This window comes from Streptomyces caniscabiei, assembly GCF_014930365.1.
Taxonomy (GTDB): domain Bacteria; phylum Actinomycetota; class Actinomycetes; order Streptomycetales; family Streptomycetaceae; genus Streptomyces; species Streptomyces caniscabiei.
The window spans coordinates 1-21932 of the sequence record NZ_JABXWI010000022.1; the positions used below are offsets into that span (position 1 = coordinate 1).

The window sequence follows — 21932 nt, forward strand, 5'->3', positions numbered from 1 at the left end:
TTGGGCGCGAGGGCGAGGCGGCCCGGCGGGCGCGGCCTCCTCGACGGCGGCGGGCTCGGCGGCGCTCTCGGCGGAGGCGGCCGGGGCCACGGTCTCGACGACTTCGACGGCCTCGGCGTCCTTGGGCGCACCGGCGGGCGCGGAGGCACGGCGGGTCGCGCGACGGCGCGTACGCCCGGCGGGCGCGGCCTCCTCGGCTGCGGGCGCCTCGACGGCGGCGGTCTCGGCCTCCGTCTCCTCGGCCTCGGTGCCCTGTGCGTCCTCACCGGTCACGTCGTCCTCGACGGTCTCGGTGGTCTCGTCCGTCTCGGTCGGCTCGATGGCCGCGAGGTCCTCGGACTCGGCGGCCGGCACGGCCGGCGCGGTGGTCTCCGCGGCCGCCTCGGAGGCGGCGGACGGCGGTCCCGCGGGGCGGGACGCGGCACGGCGGCGACGGCGCGGCGGCAGGGTGTCGCTCGGCGTGTTGTGGTCGGAGCCCTGGGCGGGCTCGGCGGGTTCGATCGATTCGGGCATGCGGGCGTTTCTCCCGTCAGGCTCCCGGGCGCCGCACCCGGTCCGGCGTGGCCGGTGACGTCCGCGGCTCGCGTCGTACGCGACTGCCGCCGTCCGGGGCGCGGGCGCCGCACGGGAGCTCTCTGTGTCCTGTCTCGCCGGTTCCGTACGCCATGTTGCGTACGGCCTGGCGAAAGTCTTGTGGTCGGTGCGCTGCCCGACCCAGGTGGCACCCGGATCAGAGGGCGGCGCTACGACGTCCGTCCCTACGCGGGGCCTACCGGCGCCGACGCCTTCGCGGCGGCAGCGGGTTCGGCCGTTGAGAGGGCCGGCGCTGCCTCGCGGTCGGGCGCGAGCGGGTCGGTCACCGTGCCGGTCTCTTCATCGAAAGGCCCCTGCGCCAGCCTGGTCACCGCTGCGGGGACCGGCGGCGCCAGGTCGGCCACGGCGCGGAGACCGGACAGGACGTCGTCGGGTCGTACGGCAGGCGTCACGTGCCGAACAACCAGCCGCAGTATCGCACAGGGCTGGTCCGTCGGCCCAGCAAGGGGCGCGGCGCCAGCCGCTCCAGTGGAGCCGACGCTTGCGGCGGGCTGTGGACCGGGCGTCTCAGAACCGTCGTGTCCGTCGCGGCTGTCGAGGTCGACGACGGCGGCACGGGCGTCGAAGGTCCGGATGCCGTTCTTGGTCCTGCGCTGGACCTCGACGAGGTCCGACGCCTTGAAGACCTCGACCGCGCGCGCGGCTTCCTCGGGGTCCACGCCGTCCAGGCGCAGTTCCCATTCGGAGGCCGTGAGCCGGTCGGCGAGCCCGGAGGTCCGGGCCTCGACGGCGTCGACGATGTCGAGGCCCGTGGGCAGCGACTCGTCGAGCAGGATCCTGAGCTTCTCCGGATCACGCGCCGCGGTGAGCGCGATCTCCAGATACTCCGCTTCACTGCCCGTGCCGGTGGGTGCGGCATTGGCGTACGACACCTTCGGATGCGGCGTGAACCCCGCCGAGTACGCCATCGGCACCTCGGCACGGCGCAGCGCACGCTCGAAGGCGCGCTGGAAGTCACGGTGGCTGGTGAACCGGAGGCGGCCGCGCTTGGTGTAACGCAGTCGGATGCGCTGCACCGCGGGTGCGGGCGGCGGGCCTTCGGGCTGTCGCTTGCCCAGTGTCGTTCAGTCCTTCGTGAGAGCGGTCGTACTGCTACCAAGAGTACGTGCCTCGGCGCCCGTCGGTTCCCGCCTGTGGACGGGCTTCGGTTCGGTGGGCCGTCCGAAGAGCGCCGCGCGCACACCGGCGCGGGCTTGGCGGACGGTCTCGCGGGCGGTGGACAGGGCCTGCCGGGTGGCACGGCCCACGGCGCGGCCGGCCGCCGCGAGCGGCTTCCCCACCACGTCGCGGACGAGGTGACCGGCGGGGGTGAGGACGGTCCGGTACACCCACCGCGTCGGCTCGACCAGGAGCAGGCGGAACAGGTTCGCCAGGAACCGTCCGACGGCGAGCGAGATCCGCCCGGCCACCCGCCACGCGTGCCCGAGGGCCGCCCCGATCTCCCGGCCGACGACGGCGAGCAACCGTCCGACGGGCGCGAGCACCCAGCGCCACAGGGCGAGCGCGGGCAGCACCAACAGCAGGCGCAGCGTCCAGTAAAGGCCGAGCCAGAGCCCGGTGAAAATCATCCGTACCAGCCACACCACCCCCAGGGCCACCCACCGGATCGCGTGCCCCACCGGCGTGAGCACGTACCGGTACAGCCACACCGCCGGGACGACCAGGAGGTGACGGACCAGCCAGGCGACGCTCCGCCCGACCGGCACCGCCGTCCACCGGTACAGCCACAGCAGCACGACCAGGAGACCCCGGGCGACCCAGCCGCACCCGGCCAGGACACCGGCGGCCGCCCACGCGATCGCGTGCCCCACGGGCGTCAGCACATACCGGTACGTCCATACCGCCGGGACGACCAGCAGCCGGTGCCCGAGCCACCCGAGCAGTTGGGCGAGCGGCACGACGACGTACCGCCACAGCGCCACGCACGGCCAGACCAGGACGGCCCGGCCGACCCACAGCAGCGCGCGGCCCGCCGGGCGCAACACGGTGTCCATGAGCACGCGTCCACCCACCACCAGCGCGTCCCACACCATGCGCACGGGCACGACCAGCACGAGCACCACGATCCGCACGGGTATCCGGATCGCGACGACAAGACACCCCTCGGGCGCCTGCTGCGCCTCGGCGGGCGTCCGGCGCGCCTCGGTCTCCTGCTGCCGGGCGGGCCTTTTCTCCAGGTCCATGACGTCGTAGACGCCTCAACGTGCCCGTTCGGATCCAGCGTGGCGGCGGCGATTTCGCACCGCGTCGGACCCGGTCCGCCCCGCCCGGCCACTCCCATTCCCGCTCCCGTCCCTCCCCCAGTCTCCGCGCGTACCTACCGCTTGCGTCCGGAGGACCTCGTGGACCTGGCCGCCTTGCCGGCCCGGGCGGCCTTGGGGCGGCGCACCACGGCGGACAGGTCCGTACGGTCGGCATGCGGCGCGGAGAACTCCCGGTTGATCTCGACCTGGCGGCGGATCCGCTCGGGCAGGTCCCGCATGGCCAGCAGCCGGTCGCAGGCCCGGAGCGCGGCGATGTGGTCACCGACCCAGTGGGCGGTGATGGAGAACTCGAACAGCAGGCCCCACCGGTAGACCCACGGCTTGGTGAAGAGCAGGTCGTCCGGCGCGGGCCGGTCGAGGACGTCGACGAGGAGGGCGTGCGCGGTGTGGTGGCGCCGCCGGAGCCGCAGCCGGGAGGCCAACTCGTAGCAGGCCTCGAGCCTGGTGGGACGCGCCTCCCAGGCACGGGAGAAGGCGTCCATGGCTCCCGGCCAGTCCTCTTCCTCCTCCGCTCGGAGGATGCCCGCCTCCAACAGCGAGCAGTAGACCTCCTCGCCCCAGCCGCCCATCGCCGCCCGTCGCTCGTAGAGGTCGATCGCCTCGCGCGCGTGGCCGAGGTCGCGTTCGGTGTTGGCCAGGTAGAAGACGGTGCGGGGGTTGGCGGGGTCGCGCTCCAGCTCACGTCTGAGCAGCTGGGCGTCGCGTTCGAACTTGTCGCCGCGGCAGCCGCCGTCCGCGTGGTCCTCGATCACGAGGGCGTCCAGGTTCTCCTGGACATCGGGCCCGTCGGTGCACGGGTACTCGTGCGTGACCCCTTCGTAGCGCCAGAGCAGGTCCCCCCGCATCAGGTGCTTGAAGCGGTGCTGGGTGCCGGGCGTGTCGTAGCGCAGCATGTACGAGGTCGCCGTGAGCCGGAGTAGTGGCGCGTCCTGGCGCAGTACGTGGTCGGCGTCGACGGTGAGCAGGAAGTCGGCTTTTCCCCGGGCCTGTTGGATGTTCCGCGTCCGGTTGTGGCCGAAGTCGACCCAGGGCTCCTCGCGCAGCTCGCCCGGGATGCCGGCCAGCGCCTCGCGGATCAGGTCCGGCGTGCCGTCCGTCGAGCCGGTGTCGGTGATGACCCAGGTGTCGATCAGCGGGCGGACGGAGGCGAGGCAGCGCTCGATCACCCGCGCCTCGTTCTTGACGATCATGCAGAGGCAGATGGTCTGCGGCTTCACGGTCTCACCGGTCCCGGGACGTTGAACGCTGCCCGAGCGGCCGCGTGACATACCCCCTCATATCGCACAAATACCTGTCTACGGCGTCGAATTAGCCCACCCGTGAGGACGGCTTAGGCCGATTTGATGATCTCCATCCCCGTCCGGTCCAGCTCGCTGGTCGAGCCGGTGGACAGGAGCGAGGCTCACGATCGAGTGCGGGGAAAAGCCCCAAACCGGTTGAAAAAAGGAGCAATAGATGAGTCCTGAGCGCAGGACGATCTCGCTGATAGGCCCGCTGGCACGCCACAGGATCACCAAGGTCAGTACGTATGCCTCGCTCGCACTGGCGGTGACCGCCGGACTGGCCGGCCCCGCCGCGGCGGCAGCGCGCAGCGTGTCCGAGCACTCCACCGTGGCGAGAGCCGGCAACGACGAGTGCCCGCCCGCCGAGGATCACGGTGCTCAGCACCAGACCGACAACGGACAACAGCACGACGAGTACGACGGATCGGCGCCCGACTGGTACGACGAGGACCAGAACCGCACGGCGGCACTCGGTGGCAACGACGACCACTGCGAGGAGGGCCCCAGCGGCCCGCCCGGGCCTCAGGGCCCCACCGGCCCGAGGGGTGACACCGGTCCCCAGGGCGACACGGGCCCCCAGGGCGACACCGGCCCCCAGGGTGAGGTCGGCCCGCAGGGCGACACCGGTGAGCAGGGCCCCGCCGGGCCTACCGGAGCCACGGGCGCCACGGGAGCCACTGGCGCCACCGGAGCGGACGGCCTGGTCGGACCCACGGGAGCCACGGGAGCCACGGGAGCCACCGGAGCGGACGGCCCCGCAGGACTCACCGGTGCCACGGGTGCCACCGGACCCGCAGGGCTCACCGGCGCCACCGGTGCCACAGGAGCGGACGGGCAGACGGGGGTCACGGGCGCCACCGGTGCCACGGGAGCCACCGGACCCGCCGGCCCCTGCTCCGACATCGACGCGGTGCAGGACTCCAAGAAGCGCGAGTTCCGGGTCGTCCTGACCGACGGGCGGGTCTTCGCGGGCATCCGCGACCTCCAGGGCGCGGCCGCCCACCCGTTCCTGTGGACCGACCTCAGCACCCACCCCAACTTCCCCAACGGCGGCCGTGATTCGCAGGACCGCTACGTCGGCGTCGCCTGCGGTGTCTCCGTCAACGCGCACGCCCACGGCGAGGGCTACGCACACGGACAGAAGGAAACCGGCAAGGAGCACGGCCAGAGCACCGGCCAGAGCCAGGGCCACAGCCAGCAGACCGGTCAGAGCCAAGGCCACAGCCAGCAGTCGGGCCAGAGCCAGGGCCACGCCCAGCAGACCGGCCAGAGCCAGGGCCACAGCCAGAGCACGGGGCAGAGCCAGAGCGAGGGCACGGGCACCGGTCACGCCCAGCAGACGGGTCAGACCCAGGGCCACAGCCAGGGCACGAGCAGCGGACACGCCCAGGACCACGGCGGGAGCGCCGGCACCGACCACGGCGAGGACAAGGGCCAGCCCCAGGGCGACCACGCGAGCGCCTCGAAGGGCCTCGTGAAGTTCAACGTCGTCACCACCGTCGGCCAGGTCTGGGAGACGACCTGCGTACCGGTGGACACCCAGCCCCACGCCACCTTGAACTGCGACGACGCCCAGGGCAACCCGCGCCCCTGGTACCGGGTCGAACTCCAGCCGTCGGACAACATCGTCAACGGCGGCTCGACCGTCACGCCACGCGTGAGCGGCCGGGAGTAGCCGGCAACAGCCGGTAGTACACGAGAAGGGGTGCCCGGAGCACGGCCGAACGGCCCTCCGGACACCCCTCGCCGACCTGTCGGCCGCGGCCGGGTCAGTGACTGTGCCCCGCACTCCCCACCGGCTGCTTCACCGACAACGGCAGCAGCTTCTTGCCCGTCGGACCGACCTGGATGTGGGTGTCCATCTGCGGGCACACGCCGCAGTCGAAGCACGGCGTCCAGCGGCAGTCCTCGACCTCGGTCTCGTCGAGGGCGTCCTGCCAGTCCTCCCAGAGCCAGTCCTTGTCGAGGCCGGAGTCCAGGTGGTCCCAGGGCAGGACCTCCTCGTAGGTGCGCTCGCGGGTGGTGTACCAGTCGACGTCGAGTCCGAAGTCGGCCAGGGCCTTGTCCGCGCAGCTCATCCAGCGGTCGTAGGAGAAGTGCTCGCGCCAGCCGTCGAAGCGGCCGCCGTCCTCGTAGACCGCGCGGATGACGGCGCCGATGCGGCGGTCGCCGCGCGACAGCAGGCCCTCGACGATGCCCGGCTTGCCGTCGTGGTAGCGGAAGCCGATGGAGCGGCCGTACTTCTTGTCGCCGCGGATCTTGTCGCGGAGCTTCTCGAGCCGGGCGTCCGTCTCCTCGGCGGAGAGCTGCGGCGCCCACTGGAACGGCGTGTGGGGCTTGGGGACGAATCCACCGATCGACACGGTGCAGCGGATGTCGTTCTGGCCGGAGACCTTGCGGCCCTCGGCGATCACCTTCATCGCCATGTCGGCGATCTGGAGGACGTCCTCGTCGGTCTCCGTCGGCAGGCCGCACATGAAGTACAGCTTCACCTGGCGCCAGCCGTTGCCGTACGCCGTGGAGACCGTCCGGATCAGGTCCTCCTCCGAGACCATCTTGTTGATGACCTTGCGCATGCGCTCGGAGCCGCCCTCGGGCGCGAAGGTCAGACCCGAGCGCCGGCCGTTGCGGGTCAGTTCGTTCGCGAGGTCGACGTTGAAGGCGTCCACCCGGGTCGAGGGGAGGGACAGGCCGATCTTGTCCTCCTCGTACCGGTCCGCCAGGCCCTTGGCGATGTCGCCGATCTCGCTGTGGTCGGCGGAGGAGAGGGAGAGGAGGCCGACCTCCTCGAAGCCCGTCGCCTTCAGACCCTTCTCGACCATCTCGCCGATGCCCGTGATGGAACGCTCGCGGACCGGGCGGGTGATCATGCCCGCCTGGCAGAAGCGGCAGCCGCGCGTGCAGCCGCGGAAGATCTCCACCGACATGCGCTCGTGGACCGTCTCGGCGAGCGGGACCAGGGGCTGCTTCGGGTAGGGCCACTCGTCCAGGTCCATGACGGTGTGCTTGGACACCCGCCACGGGACACCGGACCGGTTCGGCACGACACGGCCGATACGGCCGTCGGGCAGGTACTCCACGTCGTAGAAGGCCGGGATGTAGACCGAGCCCGTCCTCGCGAGGCGGAAGAGGACCTCCTCGCGGCCGCCCGGCCGGCCCTCGGCCTTCCAGGCGCGGATGATCTCGGTCATGTCCAGCACGGCCTGCTCGCCGTCGCCGATGATCGCCGCGTCGATGAAGTCGGCGATCGGCTCCGGGTTGAACGCCGCGTGGCCGCCGGCCAGCACGATCGGGTCGTCGAGCGTGCGGTCCTTGGACTCCAGGGGGATCCCGGCCAGGTCCAGGGCGGTCAGCATGTTGGTGTAGCCCAGCTCCGTGGAGAAGGACAGACCGAACACGTCGAAGGCCTTCACCGGGCGGTGGCTGTCCACGGTGAACTGCGGGACGCCGTGCTCCCGCATCAGCGCCTCCAGGTCCGGCCACACGCTGTACGTGCGCTCGGCGAGGACGCCCTCGCGCTCGTTCAGCACCTCGTAGAGGATCATGACGCCCTGGTTGGGCAGACCGACCTCGTACGCGTCGGGGTACATGAGCGCCCAGCGGACGTCCGCGGACTCCCAGGGCTTGACAGTGGAGTTGAGCTCACCGCCCACGTACTGGATCGGCTTCTGCACATGCGGGAGCAGGGCCTCTAGCTGTGGGAAGACCGACTCGACAGACATCGCGGGAGTTACCTTCGTGAGCTGGCTGGTGGCACCCCCGGCCGGAGGCTGGGGGGAGGGTGACCATCTAGCGTAACGCCCCGGGAGGCACCCCTCGCACGCCCGTTTACCGGTGGGCCGGTCAGAAGGGCATGTCCTTGCTGATCCTCGCCCATTCTCCCGGCAGGGCCTCCTCCGCCAGCTCGGCCCGCCGTTCCTCCCTGCCGTACAGCAGTCCGTACGTGAAGGCGCTCTCCCCCGGTGCCGCGTGGGCCTGGTGGGCGAGGTCACGCAGGGCCTCGCGGGCCATCACGCTGTCCTGGTGGTCGCCGAGGAGGCTCTGCAGGGACTTCATGTCCTTGACCAGGGCCTTGGCCGGCTTGCCCAGCAAGGGGTGTGCAGCCTCGGCCGCGTACCGGGTGCGCTTGGTCTTCTTGCGTGCCTCGTGCATGGCGAGGTCGCGGTCGGCGCCGGACGGCTGTGACAGGGCCTCCTCGACCAGGGCCGCCACCTTGGCGAAGTCCTTCCGGACCGCCTTGGTGATCACCTTCTCGGGGTCGCCGTGGGCGCCCTTCAACAGCGGCGGGTCCGCGATCACGGCGTCGAGGGACTCCAGCAGCTCCAGATACCGCGGTCCGTCCAGCGCCTCGATCAGTTCGCTCCGGGGGCCGGTACCGCCGTCCTTGCCCGACCAGGCGCGCAGCCGCGCGTGGACCGGGCCCGTCACCAGGCTCTCGGGGAGGCCGTCCAGTGCCTCGGTGAGCCGTTCCGTCAGAACCTCCTGGTCACGGTCGACACCCAGCTCCCCCGCGAGCCACTTCAGCTCCTCGCCGATCGGGTCCGTGACGGTCCGGTCCAGCACCTTGCCGAACGACTTGAAGGTGCTGCGCAGCCGGCGCGTGGCGACCCGCATGCTGTGGACGGAGTCGAAGACGTCCCGACGGACGGCGGGGTCCAGCTCGACGATCGCGTCCCGCTGGGCGCGGACATAGGCGAGAACATGATCACCGGGGGTCACGGGCTCACCCGGCACCCCAGCCCCGGCCTTCCGGTCCGTCTTGCGGTCCTTCTTCCCGCCTTTGTCGCCGCCCCTTTTGCCGCCCTTCTTCGGGGCCGTCTCCTGGAGGGCCCGGGCGAGCTTCGACGGTGACTCCGAGGGCCGTACGCCCGCCTTGCGCAGCTTCTTCTCGACCTTGTCGAGGAACGCGGGGTCACCCTCGTCGGCGAGTTCGACCTCGATCTCGGACCACTGCGCGGTCCGGCCGTCCTCGGTGAGCCGCTCGGCGACCACGGCGTCCACGCTGACCTCGGCCAGCAGCGCGCCGTCCGCGTCGAGCAGCTCCCTGACGTCGCGGGTGGAGAGAAGACGGACCAGCGGCACCAGCTCGGCCGACCGGACCCGGGAGCGCACCAGCCCGGCGAGTTCGTCGGGCAGCGTCTCGGACAGCGGGGCCCGGATCTCGTCCCGCACCCCCGAGGAGACGGGGAACTTCAGATGCCAGCCCGCGTCACTGCCGCCAGTGCGGCGGCGCAGGGTGAGGGAGGCGGCGGCGAGCCGTTCGTCGGCGGTGTCGTAGTAGACGGCGTCCAGCTCGGCCACGCCCTTGTCGATGACGGTCGCGACCCCGGCCACACCGGTGAGGTCCGGCAGGCCGCTCTCGTCGGACTCGTACTTCCGCTCGATCTCGCGCTTGATGTCCGCCATGAATTGAATCTAGTCGCATATTCGGCAAAGGGGCAGACCATCGCGCTCCCGGCGGGGAGCGGAGTCCTGCCCCGAGGGGGCGCGGAGCCCTACGCCGACATGGGGCGCTGCACTCTGATGGACTGGAGCAACCCCACCGCCACCCACACCGCGAACATCGACGAGCCGCCGTACGACACGAACGGCAGCGGCAGTCCCGCCACCGGCATGATGCCGAGGGTCATCCCGATGTTCTCGAAGGACTGGAAGGCGAACCAGGCGATGATGCCGCCGGCGACGATCGTGCCGTACAGCTCGGTGGTCTCGCGGGCGATCCGGCAGGCGCGCCACAGGACGACGCCGAGGAGCAGGATGATCAGCCCGGCGCCCACGAACCCGAGCTCCTCCCCCGCCACCGTGAAGACGAAGTCGGTCTGCTGCTCGGGCACGAACTGTCCCGTGGTCTGCGAGCCCTTGAAGAGCCCGGTGCCCAGCAGTCCGCCGGAGCCGATGGCGATCCGGGCCTGGTTGGTGTTGTAGCCCACGCCAGCGGGGTCGAGCTCGGGGTTGGCGAAGGCGGCGAAGCGGTTGATCTGGTACTCGTCGAGCACCCCGAGCTGCCAGACGGCGATCGCGCCCATGGCGCCGGTGCCGATGAGGCCGAGGACCCACCGGTTGGACGCGCCGGAGGTGAGCAGGACCCCGAGCACGATGACCACCATGACCATGACCGAGCCGAGGTCGGGCATGAGCAGCACGATCAGTATCGGGACGGCGGCCAGACCGAGGGCCTGGAGGACGGTGCGATGGTCGGGGTGGGGTTTGTCGCCCGCGTCCACCCGGGCCGCCAGCAGCATCGCCATGCCCAGGATGATCGTGACCTTCACGAACTCGGAGGGCTGGAGCGAGAAGCCGCCGCCGACGACGATCCAGGCGTGCGCGCCGTTGATGGTCGCGCCCAGCGGGGTGAGCACCATCAGGATCAGCAGCACCGAGATGCCGTAGAGGATGGGTACGGCCGTGCGCAGGGTGCGGTGGCCCAGCCAGACCGTGCCGATCATCAGGGCGAAGCCGATGCCGGTGTTGAGCAGGTGCCGGAGCAGGAAGTAGTACGGGTCGCCCTGGTTGAGCTCGGTGCGGTTGCGGGTCGCCGAGTAGACGAGGGCCGCGCCGATCAGGGAGAGCGCGATGGCCGAGAACAGTATCGGCCAGTCGAGCCGACGGGCGAGCGAGTCACGGGCGAACAGCCGGGTCCAGCCGGTGCGTTCGGGTCCGTACCCGGAGACGGAGAAGCTGTTGCCGGTCATCCGGACCTCCTCCGTCCCCTGCGGTTGCCGATGCTCGTGACCCTGCCCCTGTCGCAGCCACCGGCACCACCGCTGCCGCTGCCGCTGCCACCGCGGCGGCCTCCGCCGCCGCTGTTACGCCGTCGACCGCGGTCGTCGCGGCGGCGTGCGGCGCGGTTGGTGCCGCCGCCGCGGGTGCCGAGGATCGCCGCCAGGATGTCGAAGGAGACCGGTTGGGCGCCCGGCCCCGCGGCGATCGCCTGGGTGCCGTCCTCGGTGGCCTCGTTCTTCGGCTTCTTCGGCGGGTAGGACTCCACCTTCGGGGAGTCGATCGAGCCGTCGGACTCGATCTTCGGCAGGCCCTTCTGCGGGGTGGGCAGCAGCGCCTTCTTCTTGTCGATCTTCCCGTCCTCGGAGACGCCGTAGAGCGCGTTGTAGAGCTTGCGCACGGCGGGTGCCGAGGCGCCGGAGCCCGTACCACCCTGGGAGATCGTCATCACGATCGCGTAGTCCTTGGTGTACGTGGTGAACCATGAGGTCGTCTGCTTGCCGTAGACCTCGGCGGTACCGGTCTTGGCGTGCATCGGGATCTTGTCCTGCGGCCAGCCCTGGAAGCGCCAGGCCGCCGTGCCTCGGGTGGCGACTCCCTCGAGAGCTTCGTCTATCTCGTCGCGGGTCTGCTTCGTCATCGGCAGCTTGCCGTGCGACTTGGGCTCGATCTCCCGAACGTTCTTGCCGTCGGGGCTGATGACGGCCTTGCCGACCGTGGGGTCGTAGAGGGTGCCGCCGTTGGAGATGGCCGCGTAGATGGTGGCCATCTGAATGGGGGTGACGAGGGTGTCGCCCTGGCCGATGGAGTAGTTGACGGAGTCACCGGCGCGCAGGCGGTTGCCTTCGAGGCAGTTCTCGTAGGCGATCTGCTCGGCGTACGAGCCGCCCTTCTTGCCGTACTTGCACCAGGCGTCCTTGTTGGCCTTCCAGTAGTCCTGCTTCCACTTGCGGTCGGGGATGCGGCCGGTGACCTCGTTGGGCAGGTCGATGCCGGTCTCGGCGCCGAGACCGAACTGGTGGGCGGTCTTGTAGAACCAGTCCTTGGCGTTCTTCTTCGGCTTGGTGCCGCCGTCGCGCTTCCACTCCTCGTGGGAGAGGCGGTAGAAGACGGTGTCGCAGGAGACCTCGAGGGCGCGGCCGAGGCTGATCGCGCCGTGGCTCTGGGACTCGAAGTTCTTGAAGACCTGGCCACCGATCGAGTACGAACTGGAGCATGGGTAGGGGCCGTTGAAGGAGTAGCCCGCGTTCACCGCGGCGGCCGTCGGGATCACCTTGAAGACCGAGCCGGGGGCCGACTGGCCCTGGATCGCGCGATTCAGCAGCGGGTAGTTGGACTTCTTGCCGGTGAGCTTGGCGTAGTCCTTGGCGGAGATGCCGCCGACCCAGGCGTTCGGGTCGTAGTCCGGATTGGAGGCCATGGCGACGACGCGGCCGGTCTTGGCCTCCATCACGACGACGGCGCCGGAGTCGGCCTTGTAGTTGGTGCCCGTGTTGCGGTCGTTCTGCTTGCGGGCTTCCTTCATCGCCTCGTTGAGCTCGTACTCGGCGATGCGCTGCACGCGGGCGTCGATGCTGGTGACGAGGTTGGCGCCGGGCTGGGCGGGGTCGGCCTCGGCCTCGCCGATGACCCGACCGAGGTTGTCGACCTCGTACCGGGTGACGCCGGCCTTGCCGCGCAGCTCCTTGTCGTACTGGCGCTCCAGGCCGGAGCGGCCGACCTGGTCGGAGCGCAGATACGGCGAGTCGGTGTCCTGGGCCTTGGTGATCTCCTCGTCGGTGACCGGGGAGAGGTAGCCGAGGACCTGCGAGGTCTGGGAGCCGCCGGGGCCGGCGTACCGGCGGACGGCCTGGGGTTCGGCGGTGATGCCGGGGAAGTCCTCGGAGCGTTCGCGGATCTGCAGGGCCTGCTTGGCGGTTGCCTCGTCGGTGATGGGGATCGGCTGGTAGGGCGAGCCGTTCCAGCAGGGCTGGGGGGTCTCGGAGTCGCAGAGCCGGACCTTGTCCATGACGTCCTGCGGCTTCATGTCCAGGACGCCGGCGAGTTTGGTGAGGACGGCCTTGCCGTCGTCGTCCATCTTCAGCAGGTCGGTGCGGGAGGCGGAGACGACCAGACGGGTCTCGTTGTCCGCGATCGGCACTCCGCGGGCGTCCAGGATCGAGCCGCGCACGGCGGGCTGGACGACCTGCTGGACGTGGTTGCCGGAGGCCTCCTTGGCGTAGGCGTCGCCCTCGCGGATCTGGAGGTACCAGAGGCGGCCGCCGAGGGTGCCGAGGAGGGAGAAGACGAGGATCTGGATGATGACGAGCCGGATCTGGACCCTTGGGGTCCGCCCGGTCTCCGGGATGTTGGTCACTGCCTGTCTCCCCCTCTCAGAGTGTGTACGAGTGGTGCGTGTGGTGCTGGTACATGGGGTACACCGCCCGGCGGTGATCGGTTCCCACTTCCGGTCCCGCGTCCGCCCCGCGTGTCAGGTGCCGTGCCGTCACAGCCGCTTGACCCCCTTGATGCGGCCCGCCCTGGCCATCCGTGAGCGCGCGGCCTTGATGCGCAGGCCGCCGCGCTGGTTGCCGATGCGCAGGCCGGTGCCGGAGGAGAGCCAGCCGGAGGCGACGTCGGACGCCTTGGCGGCGCTGCCCGTCTCGGCGAGCGGGTCGTTGTCGGCGCGCCGGGCCAGCGCGATGACGCCGGGCACGACGAAGGGCGCGAGCAGCAGGTCGTACAGCGCGGCCGTGAACAGCAGGCTGGGCAGGCCGACATGGCGGGCCGCGTCGTCGCCGACGAGGGCGCCGACACCGGCGTACAGCAGGGTCGAGCCGAGCGCGGCGACGACGACCACGGCCATCGGTCCGGTCGCCGACTTCAGCCGGCCCGTCTCGGGCTTGGCCAGTCCCGCGAGGTAGCCGATGACGCAGAGGACCAGGGCGTACCGTCCGGCCGCGTGGTCGGCGGGTGGCGCGAGGTCGGAGAGCAGCCCGGCGCCGAAACCGATCAGGGCGCCGCCGACATGGCCGTAGACCAGGGCGAGGCCGAGCACGGTGAGGAGCACCAGGTCCGGGACGGCGCCCGGCAGATGGAGTCTGGCGAGGACGCTCACCTGGATCACCAGGGCGACGATCACCAGGGTGGTGGAGAGCAGCATCCGGTTGAAGCGCATCAGGGGGTCAGCTCCTACTGTCCTACGTCTACTGCTCTTGCGGCTGTCCGTCGGCGCCTTCGCCGGGTTCGTCCGCGCCGGGGGTGACGGTGACCGTCACGGTGGGCGTGGGGGTGGGCTTCGGCTTGGCCGGCAGGACGGTGTCGCGCGGGTCCTTGCGGGGCGGCTGGACGACGACGCCGACGATGTCCAACTGAGTGAAGGCCACGAACGGCTTGACGTAGATCGTGCGGGTGAGGTCGCCGCCGGAGGGGTCGACGCGGGCGACGACGCCGACCGGGACGCCCGGGACGAACGGCTTGTCGGCCTGGGAGCCGAAGGTGACGAGTCGGTCGCCCTCCTTCACCTTGGCCTTGCCGTTGAGCAGTTCGACGCGCAGCGGCCGGTCGCCCTGGCCGGAGGCGAAGCCGAGTTCGTCGGTGGCCTCCATACGGGTGCCGACGGTGAAGTCGGGGTCGTTGGCGAGGAGGACGGTCGCGGTGTTCGGTCCGACGGTGGTGACGCGGCCGACCAGGCCGTTGCCGTTGAGGACGGTCATGTCGCGGGTGATGCCGTCGTTCGTGCCGATGTCGATGGTGACGGTCCAGGAGAAGCCCTGGGCCGCTCCTATGGCGATGACCTCGGCGCCCTTGATGCCGTACCGGCCGTTCGCGGCGGTCTTCAGCATCTTGTCGAGCTGTTCGACCCGGCTGCCGTTGCGGTCGTCGCTGCCGAGGGCCGCCTTCAGTTCGGCGTTCTCCTTCTCCAGCGCGGCGAGGCGGTCATGGCGGGAGCCGGAGTCACGGACGGCGCTTATGGCGTTGCCGATGGGGTCGACGGCGGTCGACACGCCGTCCTCGATCGGGCCGAAGACGGTGGCGGCTCCACGTCGGGCACCGTCGACCGGTGAGTCCTCTCCGCCGCGGATGTCCACCGTGATCAGCGCGAACGCGACGGCGATCAGCAGCACCAGGAGCAGCCGGCTCTCTCGTGTGTCCCTCACGTGCGGCGGCCGTGCCTTCCTCATAGGAATTCGACAGGAATTGGGGAATTCGGGTAGCCCCTGGGAATCCCGATACGGGAACGACAGGGGCGCTTTGTGGGAGCTTATGTCTCTATACCAACGATCCGCCGCACGAGAGGAGAACGTCCCGTACGGCGGAATCGAAGGGTTACGTCATCTGCGGGGCTGGGCGTCGAGCACCTGCTGCAACGCCTCGAACTCCTCGACGCACTTGCCGGAGCCGAGCGCCACGCTGTCCAGCGGGTCCTCGGCGATATGGATCGGCATTCCGGTCTCCCGGCGCAGCCGTTCGTCGAGACCGCGCAGCAGGGCGCCACCGCCGGTGAGGACGATGCCCCGGTCCATGATGTCGCCGGAGAGTTCCGGGGGGCACTTGTCGAGGGTCGTCTTGACGGCATCGACGATGGCGTTGACGGGTTCCTCGATCGCCTTCCGCACTTCCCCCGCGGAGATGACGACGGTCTTGGGCAGGCCGGACACCAGGTCCCGGCCACGGATTTCGGTGTGCTCGTCAGCGTCGAGGTCGTACGCCGAACCGATCGTGATCTTGATCTGTTCGGCCGTCCGCTCACCCAGGAGGAGCGAGTACTCCTTCTTGATGTGCTGGATGATCGCATTGTCCAACTCGTCGCCCGCGACGCGGATGGACTGGGCGGTGACGATGCCGCCGAGGGAGATGACCGCGACCTCCGTGGTGCCGCCGCCGATGTCCACCACCATGTTGCCCGTGGCCTCGTGGACCGGCAGGCCGGAGCCGATGGCCGCGGCCATGGGCTCCTCGATGATGTGCACCTGACGCGCGCCTGCCTGGGAGGACGCCTCGATGACGGCGCGACGCTCGACACCGGTGATGCCGGACGGCACGCAGACGACGACCCGAGGACGGGCGAGATACCGCCGCTTGTGGATCTTCAGGATGAAGTAGCGGAGCATGCGCTCGGTGATCTCGAAGTCGGCGATGACACCGTCCTTCAGCGGACGTACGGCAACGATGTTGCCGGGGGTCCGCCCGATCATCTTCTTCGCTTCCGCGCCGACCGCGAGAATGCCACCGGTGTTGGTGTTGATCGCGACGACGGACGGCTCGTTCAGTACGATCCCGCGACCCCTGACGTACACCAGCGTGTTGGCGGTCCCGAGGTCGACAGCCATGTCACGGCCGATGAACGACATTGAGTTCCCCATCAGGATTCGTGTGGCCTTCCCAAGCGGAGCACTGACGGCTTTTGAGGGCTTTTCAGGGCTTTTTCGGGTCGGCGAAGTGGGTGCTGTGACGTGAAGGCTTACATCGTAGTCTCGCCCGCACGAACACTGCGCGAGGGTCTTCGCCATTGTGGGCATGCGATGCGCCGCCCCGCCTGTGGAGACGGTCCATCGGGGGTGCGCGTTCCCCCGATCGCCGCGCATATGCCGTTGTACGGCGGTATTTTCGGCGGGTTTGGCTGGTCAGCCGGGGTGTGGGCCGTGTGGGTGAGGGCCGGGTGTTCCGGAAGTGCCCCGGATGTCGCGGAGGTTGTTCCGGGTGTTCCACGCGTGTTCAGGCGGCGGGGGCGGGCGGACGCGCCGGCCCCCGCCGTCGCGAACGCTACTACGCGCGCCCGGGGAAGAAGATCTTGACCTCGCGCTCGGCCGACTCCTCGGAGTCCGACGCGTGGATCAGGTTCTCGCGCACGATCACGCCGTAGTCGCCCCGGATGGAGCCGGGCGCGGCGGCGATCGGGTCGGTCGGACCGGCCAGCGCCCGCACGCCCTCGATGACGCGCTCGCCCTCGACGATCAGCGCGACGACCGGACCGGAGGCCATGAACGCGACGAGCGGCTCGTAGAACGGCTTGCCCTTGTGCTCGCCGTAGTGCTGCTCCAGCGTGTCCTGGTCCAGCGTGCGCAGCTCCAGCGCGGTGATCTGCCAGCCGGCCTTCCGCTCGATACGGCTGATGATCTCGCCGGTCAGGCCCCGCCGGACGGCGTCGGGCTTGAGCAGGACGAGGGTGCGCTGGCTCACTGTGGTGACTCCTTTTTCACACGGGTGCGGAGCTCAGAGGCTACAGGGCCGGTCCGGCCGGGTGTTACGCAGCGTCAGGACGCACCGGCTCCGGTGGAGGCCTGCGCGGCGAACCGGGCCTTGGCCTCGTCGATCTTCCGCCCGAAGTGGACCGAGGCCCACCACAGGGCGGCGAAGACCGCGCCCATGAAGAACATCGTGGGGACGAAGAAACCGGAGAGGATCAGCGCGATCTGGAGCGCCCAGCCGAGCTGGATCCCGCCGGGCCGGGTGACCAGACCGCACAGCAGGACACAGAGGAACATGGCGATGCCGCTGACCGTCCAGACCGTGGTCATGGTCAGATCCGGGTCCTTCATGGCGACCAGCCCGGCGAAGCCGATCACGAAGAACTCGCCGATCAGCGTCGAAGCACAGAGAGTACGCATGTCGTGGAAATCAGCCCTTCCCCAGCAGCAGCCGGGCCTCGCCGACGGTGATGACGGAACCCGTGACGAGGACGCCACCGCCCGCGAACTCGCCCTCCTCCTCGGCGAGCGTGATCGCCGCCTCCAGGGCGTCGGGCAGCCGGGGCTCGACCTGCACCCGCTCCTCGCCGAACACCTCCACCGCGATACCGGCCAGCTCGTCGGCGTCCATCGCCCGGTGGCTGGTGTTCTGGGTGATCACGACTTCGGCGAAGATCGGCTCGAAGGCCTCCAGCAGCCCCCGTACGTTCTTGTCGCCGCTGGCCCCGACCACACCGATCAGCCGGCTGAAGTCGAACGCCTCACCGACGGCCTCGGCCGTGGCCCGGGCGCCCGCCGGATTGTGCGCGGCGTCCAGCACGACGGTCGGGGACCGCCGTACGACCTCCAGCCGGCCCGGCGAGGAGACGGCCGCGAACGCCTTGCGGACCGTGTCGATGTCGAGCGGCTCGGGCCGCTGCGAACCGACGCCGAAGAACGCCTCCACGGCGGCGAGCGCGACGGCCGCGTTGTGCGCCTGGTACGGGCCGTGCAGCGGGAGGTAGACCTCGGGGTACTCGCCGCCCAGGCCGCGCAGGGTGAGCATCTGTCCGCCGACGGCGACCTGCCGCGCGACGACACCGAACTCCAGGCCCTCGCGGGCCACGGTCGCGTCGACCTCCACGGCCTTCTTCAGCAGTACCTGCGCCGCGTCCACCGGCTGCTGCGCCAGGATCACGGTCGCGTCCTGCTTGACGATCCCGCCCTTCTCGACGGCGATCTCGGCGGGCGTCTCCCCGAGCCGGTCGGTGTGGTCGAGGTCGATGGGCGTGACGACGGCGACGTCCCCGTCGATGACGTTGGTGGCGTCCCAGGTGCCGCCCATGCCGACCTCGACGACCGCCACGTCCACGGGCGCGTCGGCGAAGGCGGCGTACGCCATCCCGGTGAGCACCTCGAAGAAGGAGAGCCGGTACTCCTGGGCCGCGTCCACCATCTCGATGTACGGCTTGATGTCCTCGTACGTCTCGATGAACCGCTCGGCGGAGACGGGGGCGCCGTCGAGGCTGATGCGCTCGGTGAGCGACTGGACGTGCGGAGAGGTGTACCGGCCGGTGCGCAGCTCGAAGGCGCCGAGGAGGGCCTCGATCATGCGGGCGGTGGAGGTCTTGCCGTTGGTGCCGGTGATGTGGATGGAGGGGTACGAGCGCTGCGGCTCGCCGAGGACGTCCATCAGCGCGGCGATCCTGGTGACCGAGGGCTCCAGCTTGGTCTCGCCCCAGCGGGTCGCGAGGTCGGTCTCGACCTCCCGCAGGGCCTTGTCGACGGCCGGGTCGGTGGGCCTGGCCGGTACGTCGGCCTGCGATGCGCCGCCCTGGGCGCGCAGGGTACGGCTGCCGGCCTCGATCACCGCGAGGTCCGGATCCCGGTCGGTCTCCGCGGCGATGATCTCCTCGAACGGGTCGCTCGGGTCGGGCTGCGTGTCACTGCGTTCGCTCACGGGGTCAGTCTACGAGTTTGGCTCTGCCGGGCTGAGGGCGCCTCATCGGGTGGGGGTACGGGTTGGGTGGCGGCTGCGGGTGGTGTGTGGCTGGTCGCGCAGTTCCCCGCGCCCCTGAAAGGGCTGCGCCCTTTCCCCGCCCGGCAGAGGGCCCCGGCGCCATGGAAGCACCGGGGCCTGCGCCTACCTACGAACGGCTACGCCTGCGGCAGCCGGTCCAGTTGCGCGGCGATGCGGGCGATGTCCTCGTCCGCCTTGGCGAGGCGGCCCCGGATCTTGTCGACGACCTGGTCCGGCGCCTTCGCGAGGAACGCCTCGTTGCCCAGCTTGGCCGTGGCCTGGGCCTTCTCCTTCTCCGCCGCCGCGAGGTCCTTCGCGAGGCGCTTGCGCTCGGCGGCGACGTCGATGACACCGGAGAGGTCGAGCGCGACCTCGGCGCCCGCGACCGGCAGGGTCGCCGTGGCCGCGAAGCCCTCGCCCTCCGGCTGGAGGCGCAGCAGCTGGCGGATCGCGGCCTCGTGCGGGGCCAGCGCCGTACCGTCGAGGGTCAGCCGGGCCGGGACGCGCTGGCCGGGCTGGAGGCCCTGGTCGGCGCGGAACCGGCGGACCTCGGTGACGACCTGCTGGACCAGCTCGATCTCGCGCTCGGCGGCGTCGTCACGGAACCCACTGTCCTTCGGCCAGTCGGCGATGACGAGGGACTCGCCGCCGGTCAGCGTCGTCCACAGGGTGTCCGTGACGAACGGGATGACCGGGTGGAGGAGGCGCAGGGTGACGTCCAGGACCTCGCCGAGAACGCGCTTGCTGACCTCGGCCGGCTCGCCGCCCGCCATGAACGTGGTCTTGGACAGCTCGACGTACCAGTCGAAGACCTCGTCCCACGCGAAGTGGTACAGCGCCTCGCTGAGCTTCGCGAACTGGAAGTCCTCGTAGTAGGTGTCGACCTGCTCGACCGTCTCGTTGAGGCGGGCGAGGATCCAGCGATCGGTCGCCGAGAGCTTCGAGGCCTCCGGCAGGGGGCCCTCGACCGTCGCGCCGTTCATCAGCGCGAAGCGGGTGGCGTTCCAGATCTTGTTGGCGAAGTTGCGGGAGGCCTGGACCCAGTCCTCGCCGATCGGGACGTCGGTGCCCGGGTTGGCGCCGCGCGCGAGGGTGAAGCGGAGCGCGTCGGAGCCGTACTTGTCCATCCAGTCGAGCGGGTCGACGACGTTGCCGAAGGACTTCGACATCTTCTTGCCGCGCTCGTCGCGGACCAGGCCGGTCAGCGCGATGGTCTTGAAGGGGACCTCGCCGTCCATGGCGTAGAGGCCGAACATCATCATCCGGGCGACCCAGAAGAAGATGATGTCGTGGCCGGTGAGCAGGACGTCGGTGGAGTAGAACTTCCGCAGGTCCTCGGTCTGTTCGGGCCAGCCGAGCGTGGAGAACGGCCACAGGCCGGAGGAGAACCAGGTGTCCAGGACATCGGTGTCCTGGGTCCAGCCCTCGGCCTCGGTGCCGGGCGGCTGCTCGTCGGGGCCGACGCAGACGGTCTCGCCGTTCGGGCCGTACCAGACGGGGATGCGATGGCCCCACCAGAGCTGGCGCGAGATGCACCAGTCGTACATGTTGTCGACCCAGTCGAAGTAGCGCTTCGACATGTCCTCGGGGTGGATCTTGACCCGGCCGTCGCGGACGGCGTCACCGGCCGCCTTGGCCAGGGGGCCGACCTTGACCCACCACTGCATGGACAGGCGCGGCTCGACGGTGGTCTTGCAGCGTGAGCAGTGGCCGACGGAGTGGACGTATGGACGCTTCTCGGCGACGATCCGGCCCTGCGAGCGCAGCGCGCCGACGACAGCGGAACGGGCCTCGAAGCGGTCCTGGCCGAGGAAGGGGCCGTGGACGGTGATGACGCCGTGCTCGTCCATGATCGTCATGGAGGGCAGGTCGTGGCGCTGGCCGATCGCGAAGTCGTTCGGGTCGTGGGCCGGCGTGACCTTGACCGCGCCGGTGCCGAACTCCGGGTCGACGTGGGTGTCGGCGACGACCGGGATGGAGCGGTCGGTGAGCGGGAGCTTGATGAGCTTGCCGATGAGGTGCCGGTAGCGCTCGTCGTCCGGGTGGACGGCGACGGCGGTGTCACCGAGCATCGTCTCGGCACGCGTGGTGGCGACGACGAGGCTGTCCTCCCCTTCGCCGTAACGGATGGAGACCAGCTCGCCGGCGTCCTCCTGGTGCTCGACCTCGATGTCGGAGATGGCCGTCAGACAGCGCGGGCACCAGTTGATGATGCGCTCGGCGCGATAGATCAACTCGTCGTCGTAGAGCCGCTTGAAGATGGTCTGGACGGCCTTGGACAGACCTTCGTCCATGGTGAACCGCTCACGGTCCCAGTCGACGCCGTCGCCCAGCCGTCGCATCTGGCCGAGGATCTTGCCGCCGTACTCCTCCTTCCACTGCCAGACGCGCTCGACGAACTCCTCGCGCCCCAAGTCGTGGCGGGACTTGCCCTCTTCGGCGAGCTGCTGCTCGACCTTGTTCTGGGTGGCGATGCCGGCGTGGTCCATGCCGGGGAGCCAGAGGGACTCGTACCCCTGCATGCGCTTGCGCCTGGTCAGGGCGTCCATGAGGGTGTGCTGGAAGGCGTGCCCGAGGTGCAGGCTGCCGGTGACGTTCGGCGGGGGGATGACGATGGTGTACGCGGGGTTGTCGCTCTTGGCGTCGGCCGCGAAGTAACCACGCTCTACCCAGCGCTCGTACAGCGTCCCCTCTACATCGGCCGGCGTGTACTGGGTCGGCAGATCGGTGGCGGGCGCTGAAGGCTGCTGCTGAGCGTTCTCGGTCACCCGCTCAGTTTAGGGGTGTCACGGGGTGGTCCCGAAACCGGATTCTTCCGTAACGGTGTGACCCCCGGTGCGTGGTGCCCATCGACTTTGCGCCAGGATGTCAGGAACACATAAGCATCTGGAGGGGAACCCAG

The 21932-nt window shown here is 70.2% G+C and carries 15 protein-coding genes and 1 pseudogene; 1 reads left to right on the plus strand and 15 read right to left on the minus strand.

Annotated elements, in window-relative coordinates:
- From HW837_RS40395 to HW837_RS49785, 4 genes and pseudogenes are all read right to left on the minus strand, one after another.
- Positions 1-513, minus strand: a pseudogene (locus HW837_RS40395) (Rne/Rng family ribonuclease); the annotation flags it as partial.
- Between the two features lie 245 nt (positions 514-758).
- Positions 759-1610, minus strand: a complete 852-nt coding sequence (locus HW837_RS40400) for a TIGR03936 family radical SAM-associated protein (protein ID WP_045557529.1) — start codon at positions 1608-1610, stop codon at positions 759-761.
- Positions 1611-1658: 48 nt separating this feature from the next.
- Positions 1659-2777 (minus strand): hypothetical protein, encoded by a 1119-nt coding sequence (locus tag HW837_RS40405; RefSeq protein ID WP_193381111.1) that lies wholly within the window; start codon positions 2775-2777, stop codon positions 1659-1661.
- A gap of 134 nt (positions 2778-2911) precedes the next feature.
- Positions 2912-4075 (minus strand): glycosyltransferase, encoded by a 1164-nt coding sequence (locus HW837_RS49785; RefSeq protein ID WP_305729294.1) that lies wholly within the window; start codon positions 4073-4075, stop codon positions 2912-2914.
- Positions 4076-4313: 238 nt separating this feature from the next.
- Between HW837_RS49785 and HW837_RS49790 the strand changes: the two genes are divergently transcribed.
- Positions 4314-5816 (plus strand): collagen-like domain-containing protein, encoded by a 1503-nt coding sequence (locus HW837_RS49790; RefSeq protein ID WP_193381110.1) that lies wholly within the window; start codon positions 4314-4316, stop codon positions 5814-5816.
- Between the two features lie 94 nt (positions 5817-5910).
- On the opposite strand, the gene HW837_RS40420 is transcribed toward HW837_RS49790, so the two are convergent.
- The 11 genes from HW837_RS40420 to HW837_RS40470 all read right to left on the minus strand — a co-directional run bounded on the left by HW837_RS40420 (position 5911) and on the right by HW837_RS40470 (position 21798).
- The gene (locus HW837_RS40420) at positions 5911-7863 is read right to left on the minus strand and encodes a TIGR03960 family B12-binding radical SAM protein (RefSeq protein ID WP_045557531.1); all 1953 of its coding nucleotides are present in this window, start codon (positions 7861-7863) and stop codon (positions 5911-5913) included.
- Between the two features lie 121 nt (positions 7864-7984).
- Positions 7985-9547, minus strand: a complete 1563-nt coding sequence (locus tag HW837_RS40425) for a CYTH and CHAD domain-containing protein (RefSeq protein WP_045557532.1) — start codon at positions 9545-9547, stop codon at positions 7985-7987.
- A gap of 89 nt (positions 9548-9636) precedes the next feature.
- On the minus strand, positions 9637-10833 hold the full coding sequence (gene rodA / locus HW837_RS40430; RefSeq protein ID WP_045557533.1) for a rod shape-determining protein RodA: 1197 nt from the start codon (positions 10831-10833) through the stop codon (positions 9637-9639).
- Positions 10830-13217: a penicillin-binding protein 2 gene (mrdA, locus tag HW837_RS40435; protein ID WP_234442507.1), complete on the minus strand. Its 2388-nt coding sequence runs from the start codon at positions 13215-13217 to the stop codon at positions 10830-10832. The genes rodA and mrdA overlap by 4 nt, the downstream gene beginning before the upstream one ends.
- A gap of 129 nt (positions 13218-13346) precedes the next feature.
- Positions 13347-14018 (minus strand): rod shape-determining protein MreD, encoded by a 672-nt coding sequence (mreD, locus tag HW837_RS40440; RefSeq protein ID WP_045557534.1) that lies wholly within the window; start codon positions 14016-14018, stop codon positions 13347-13349.
- A gap of 28 nt (positions 14019-14046) precedes the next feature.
- Positions 14047-15000, minus strand: coding sequence for a rod shape-determining protein MreC (mreC, locus tag HW837_RS40445; RefSeq protein WP_045557535.1), 954 nt, complete (start codon positions 14998-15000; stop codon positions 14047-14049).
- Positions 15001-15174: 174 nt separating this feature from the next.
- Entirely contained in the window at positions 15175-16194 is a 1020-nt protein-coding gene (locus HW837_RS40450) for a rod shape-determining protein (protein ID WP_005479350.1), read from the minus strand.
- A 415-nt stretch (positions 16195-16609) separates the two neighbouring features.
- Positions 16610-17023, minus strand: coding sequence for a nucleoside-diphosphate kinase (gene ndk / locus HW837_RS40455; protein WP_045557536.1), 414 nt, complete (start codon positions 17021-17023; stop codon positions 16610-16612).
- Between the two features lie 74 nt (positions 17024-17097).
- Positions 17098-17451: a DUF4233 domain-containing protein gene (locus HW837_RS40460; protein ID WP_045557537.1), complete on the minus strand. Its 354-nt coding sequence runs from the start codon at positions 17449-17451 to the stop codon at positions 17098-17100.
- 10 nt (positions 17452-17461) lie between these two features.
- Positions 17462-18970 carry a bifunctional tetrahydrofolate synthase/dihydrofolate synthase gene (gene folC, locus HW837_RS40465; RefSeq protein WP_193381109.1) on the minus strand — a complete coding sequence of 503 codons (1509 nt, stop codon included), beginning with the start codon at positions 18968-18970 and terminating at the stop codon, positions 17462-17464.
- Positions 18971-19167: 197 nt separating this feature from the next.
- Positions 19168-21798, minus strand: coding sequence for a valine--tRNA ligase (locus tag HW837_RS40470; RefSeq protein WP_193381108.1), 2631 nt, complete (start codon positions 21796-21798; stop codon positions 19168-19170).
- Positions 21799-21932: the final 134 nt, after the last annotated feature.

Coding starts and splice junctions, on each gene's coding strand:
- HW837_RS40405 (WP_193381111.1), bottom strand. CDS start 2,777: ATGGACCTGGAGAAAAGGCCCGCCCGGCAGCAGGAGACCGAGGCGCGC.
- mreD (WP_045557534.1), bottom strand. CDS start 14,018: ATGCGCTTCAACCGGATGCTGCTCTCCACCACCCTGGTGATCGTCGCC.
- HW837_RS40425 (WP_045557532.1), bottom strand. CDS start 9,547: ATGGCGGACATCAAGCGCGAGATCGAGCGGAAGTACGAGTCCGACGAG.
- HW837_RS40450 (WP_005479350.1), bottom strand. CDS start 16,194: ATGTCGTTCATCGGCCGTGACATGGCTGTCGACCTCGGGACCGCCAAC.
- HW837_RS40420 (WP_045557531.1), bottom strand. CDS start 7,863: ATGTCTGTCGAGTCGGTCTTCCCACAGCTAGAGGCCCTGCTCCCGCAT.
- HW837_RS40460 (WP_045557537.1), bottom strand. CDS start 17,451: ATGCGTACTCTCTGTGCTTCGACGCTGATCGGCGAGTTCTTCGTGATC.
- rodA (WP_045557533.1), bottom strand. CDS start 10,833: ATGACCGGCAACAGCTTCTCCGTCTCCGGGTACGGACCCGAACGCACC.
- HW837_RS49790 (WP_193381110.1), top strand. CDS start 4,314: ATGAGTCCTGAGCGCAGGACGATCTCGCTGATAGGCCCGCTGGCACGC.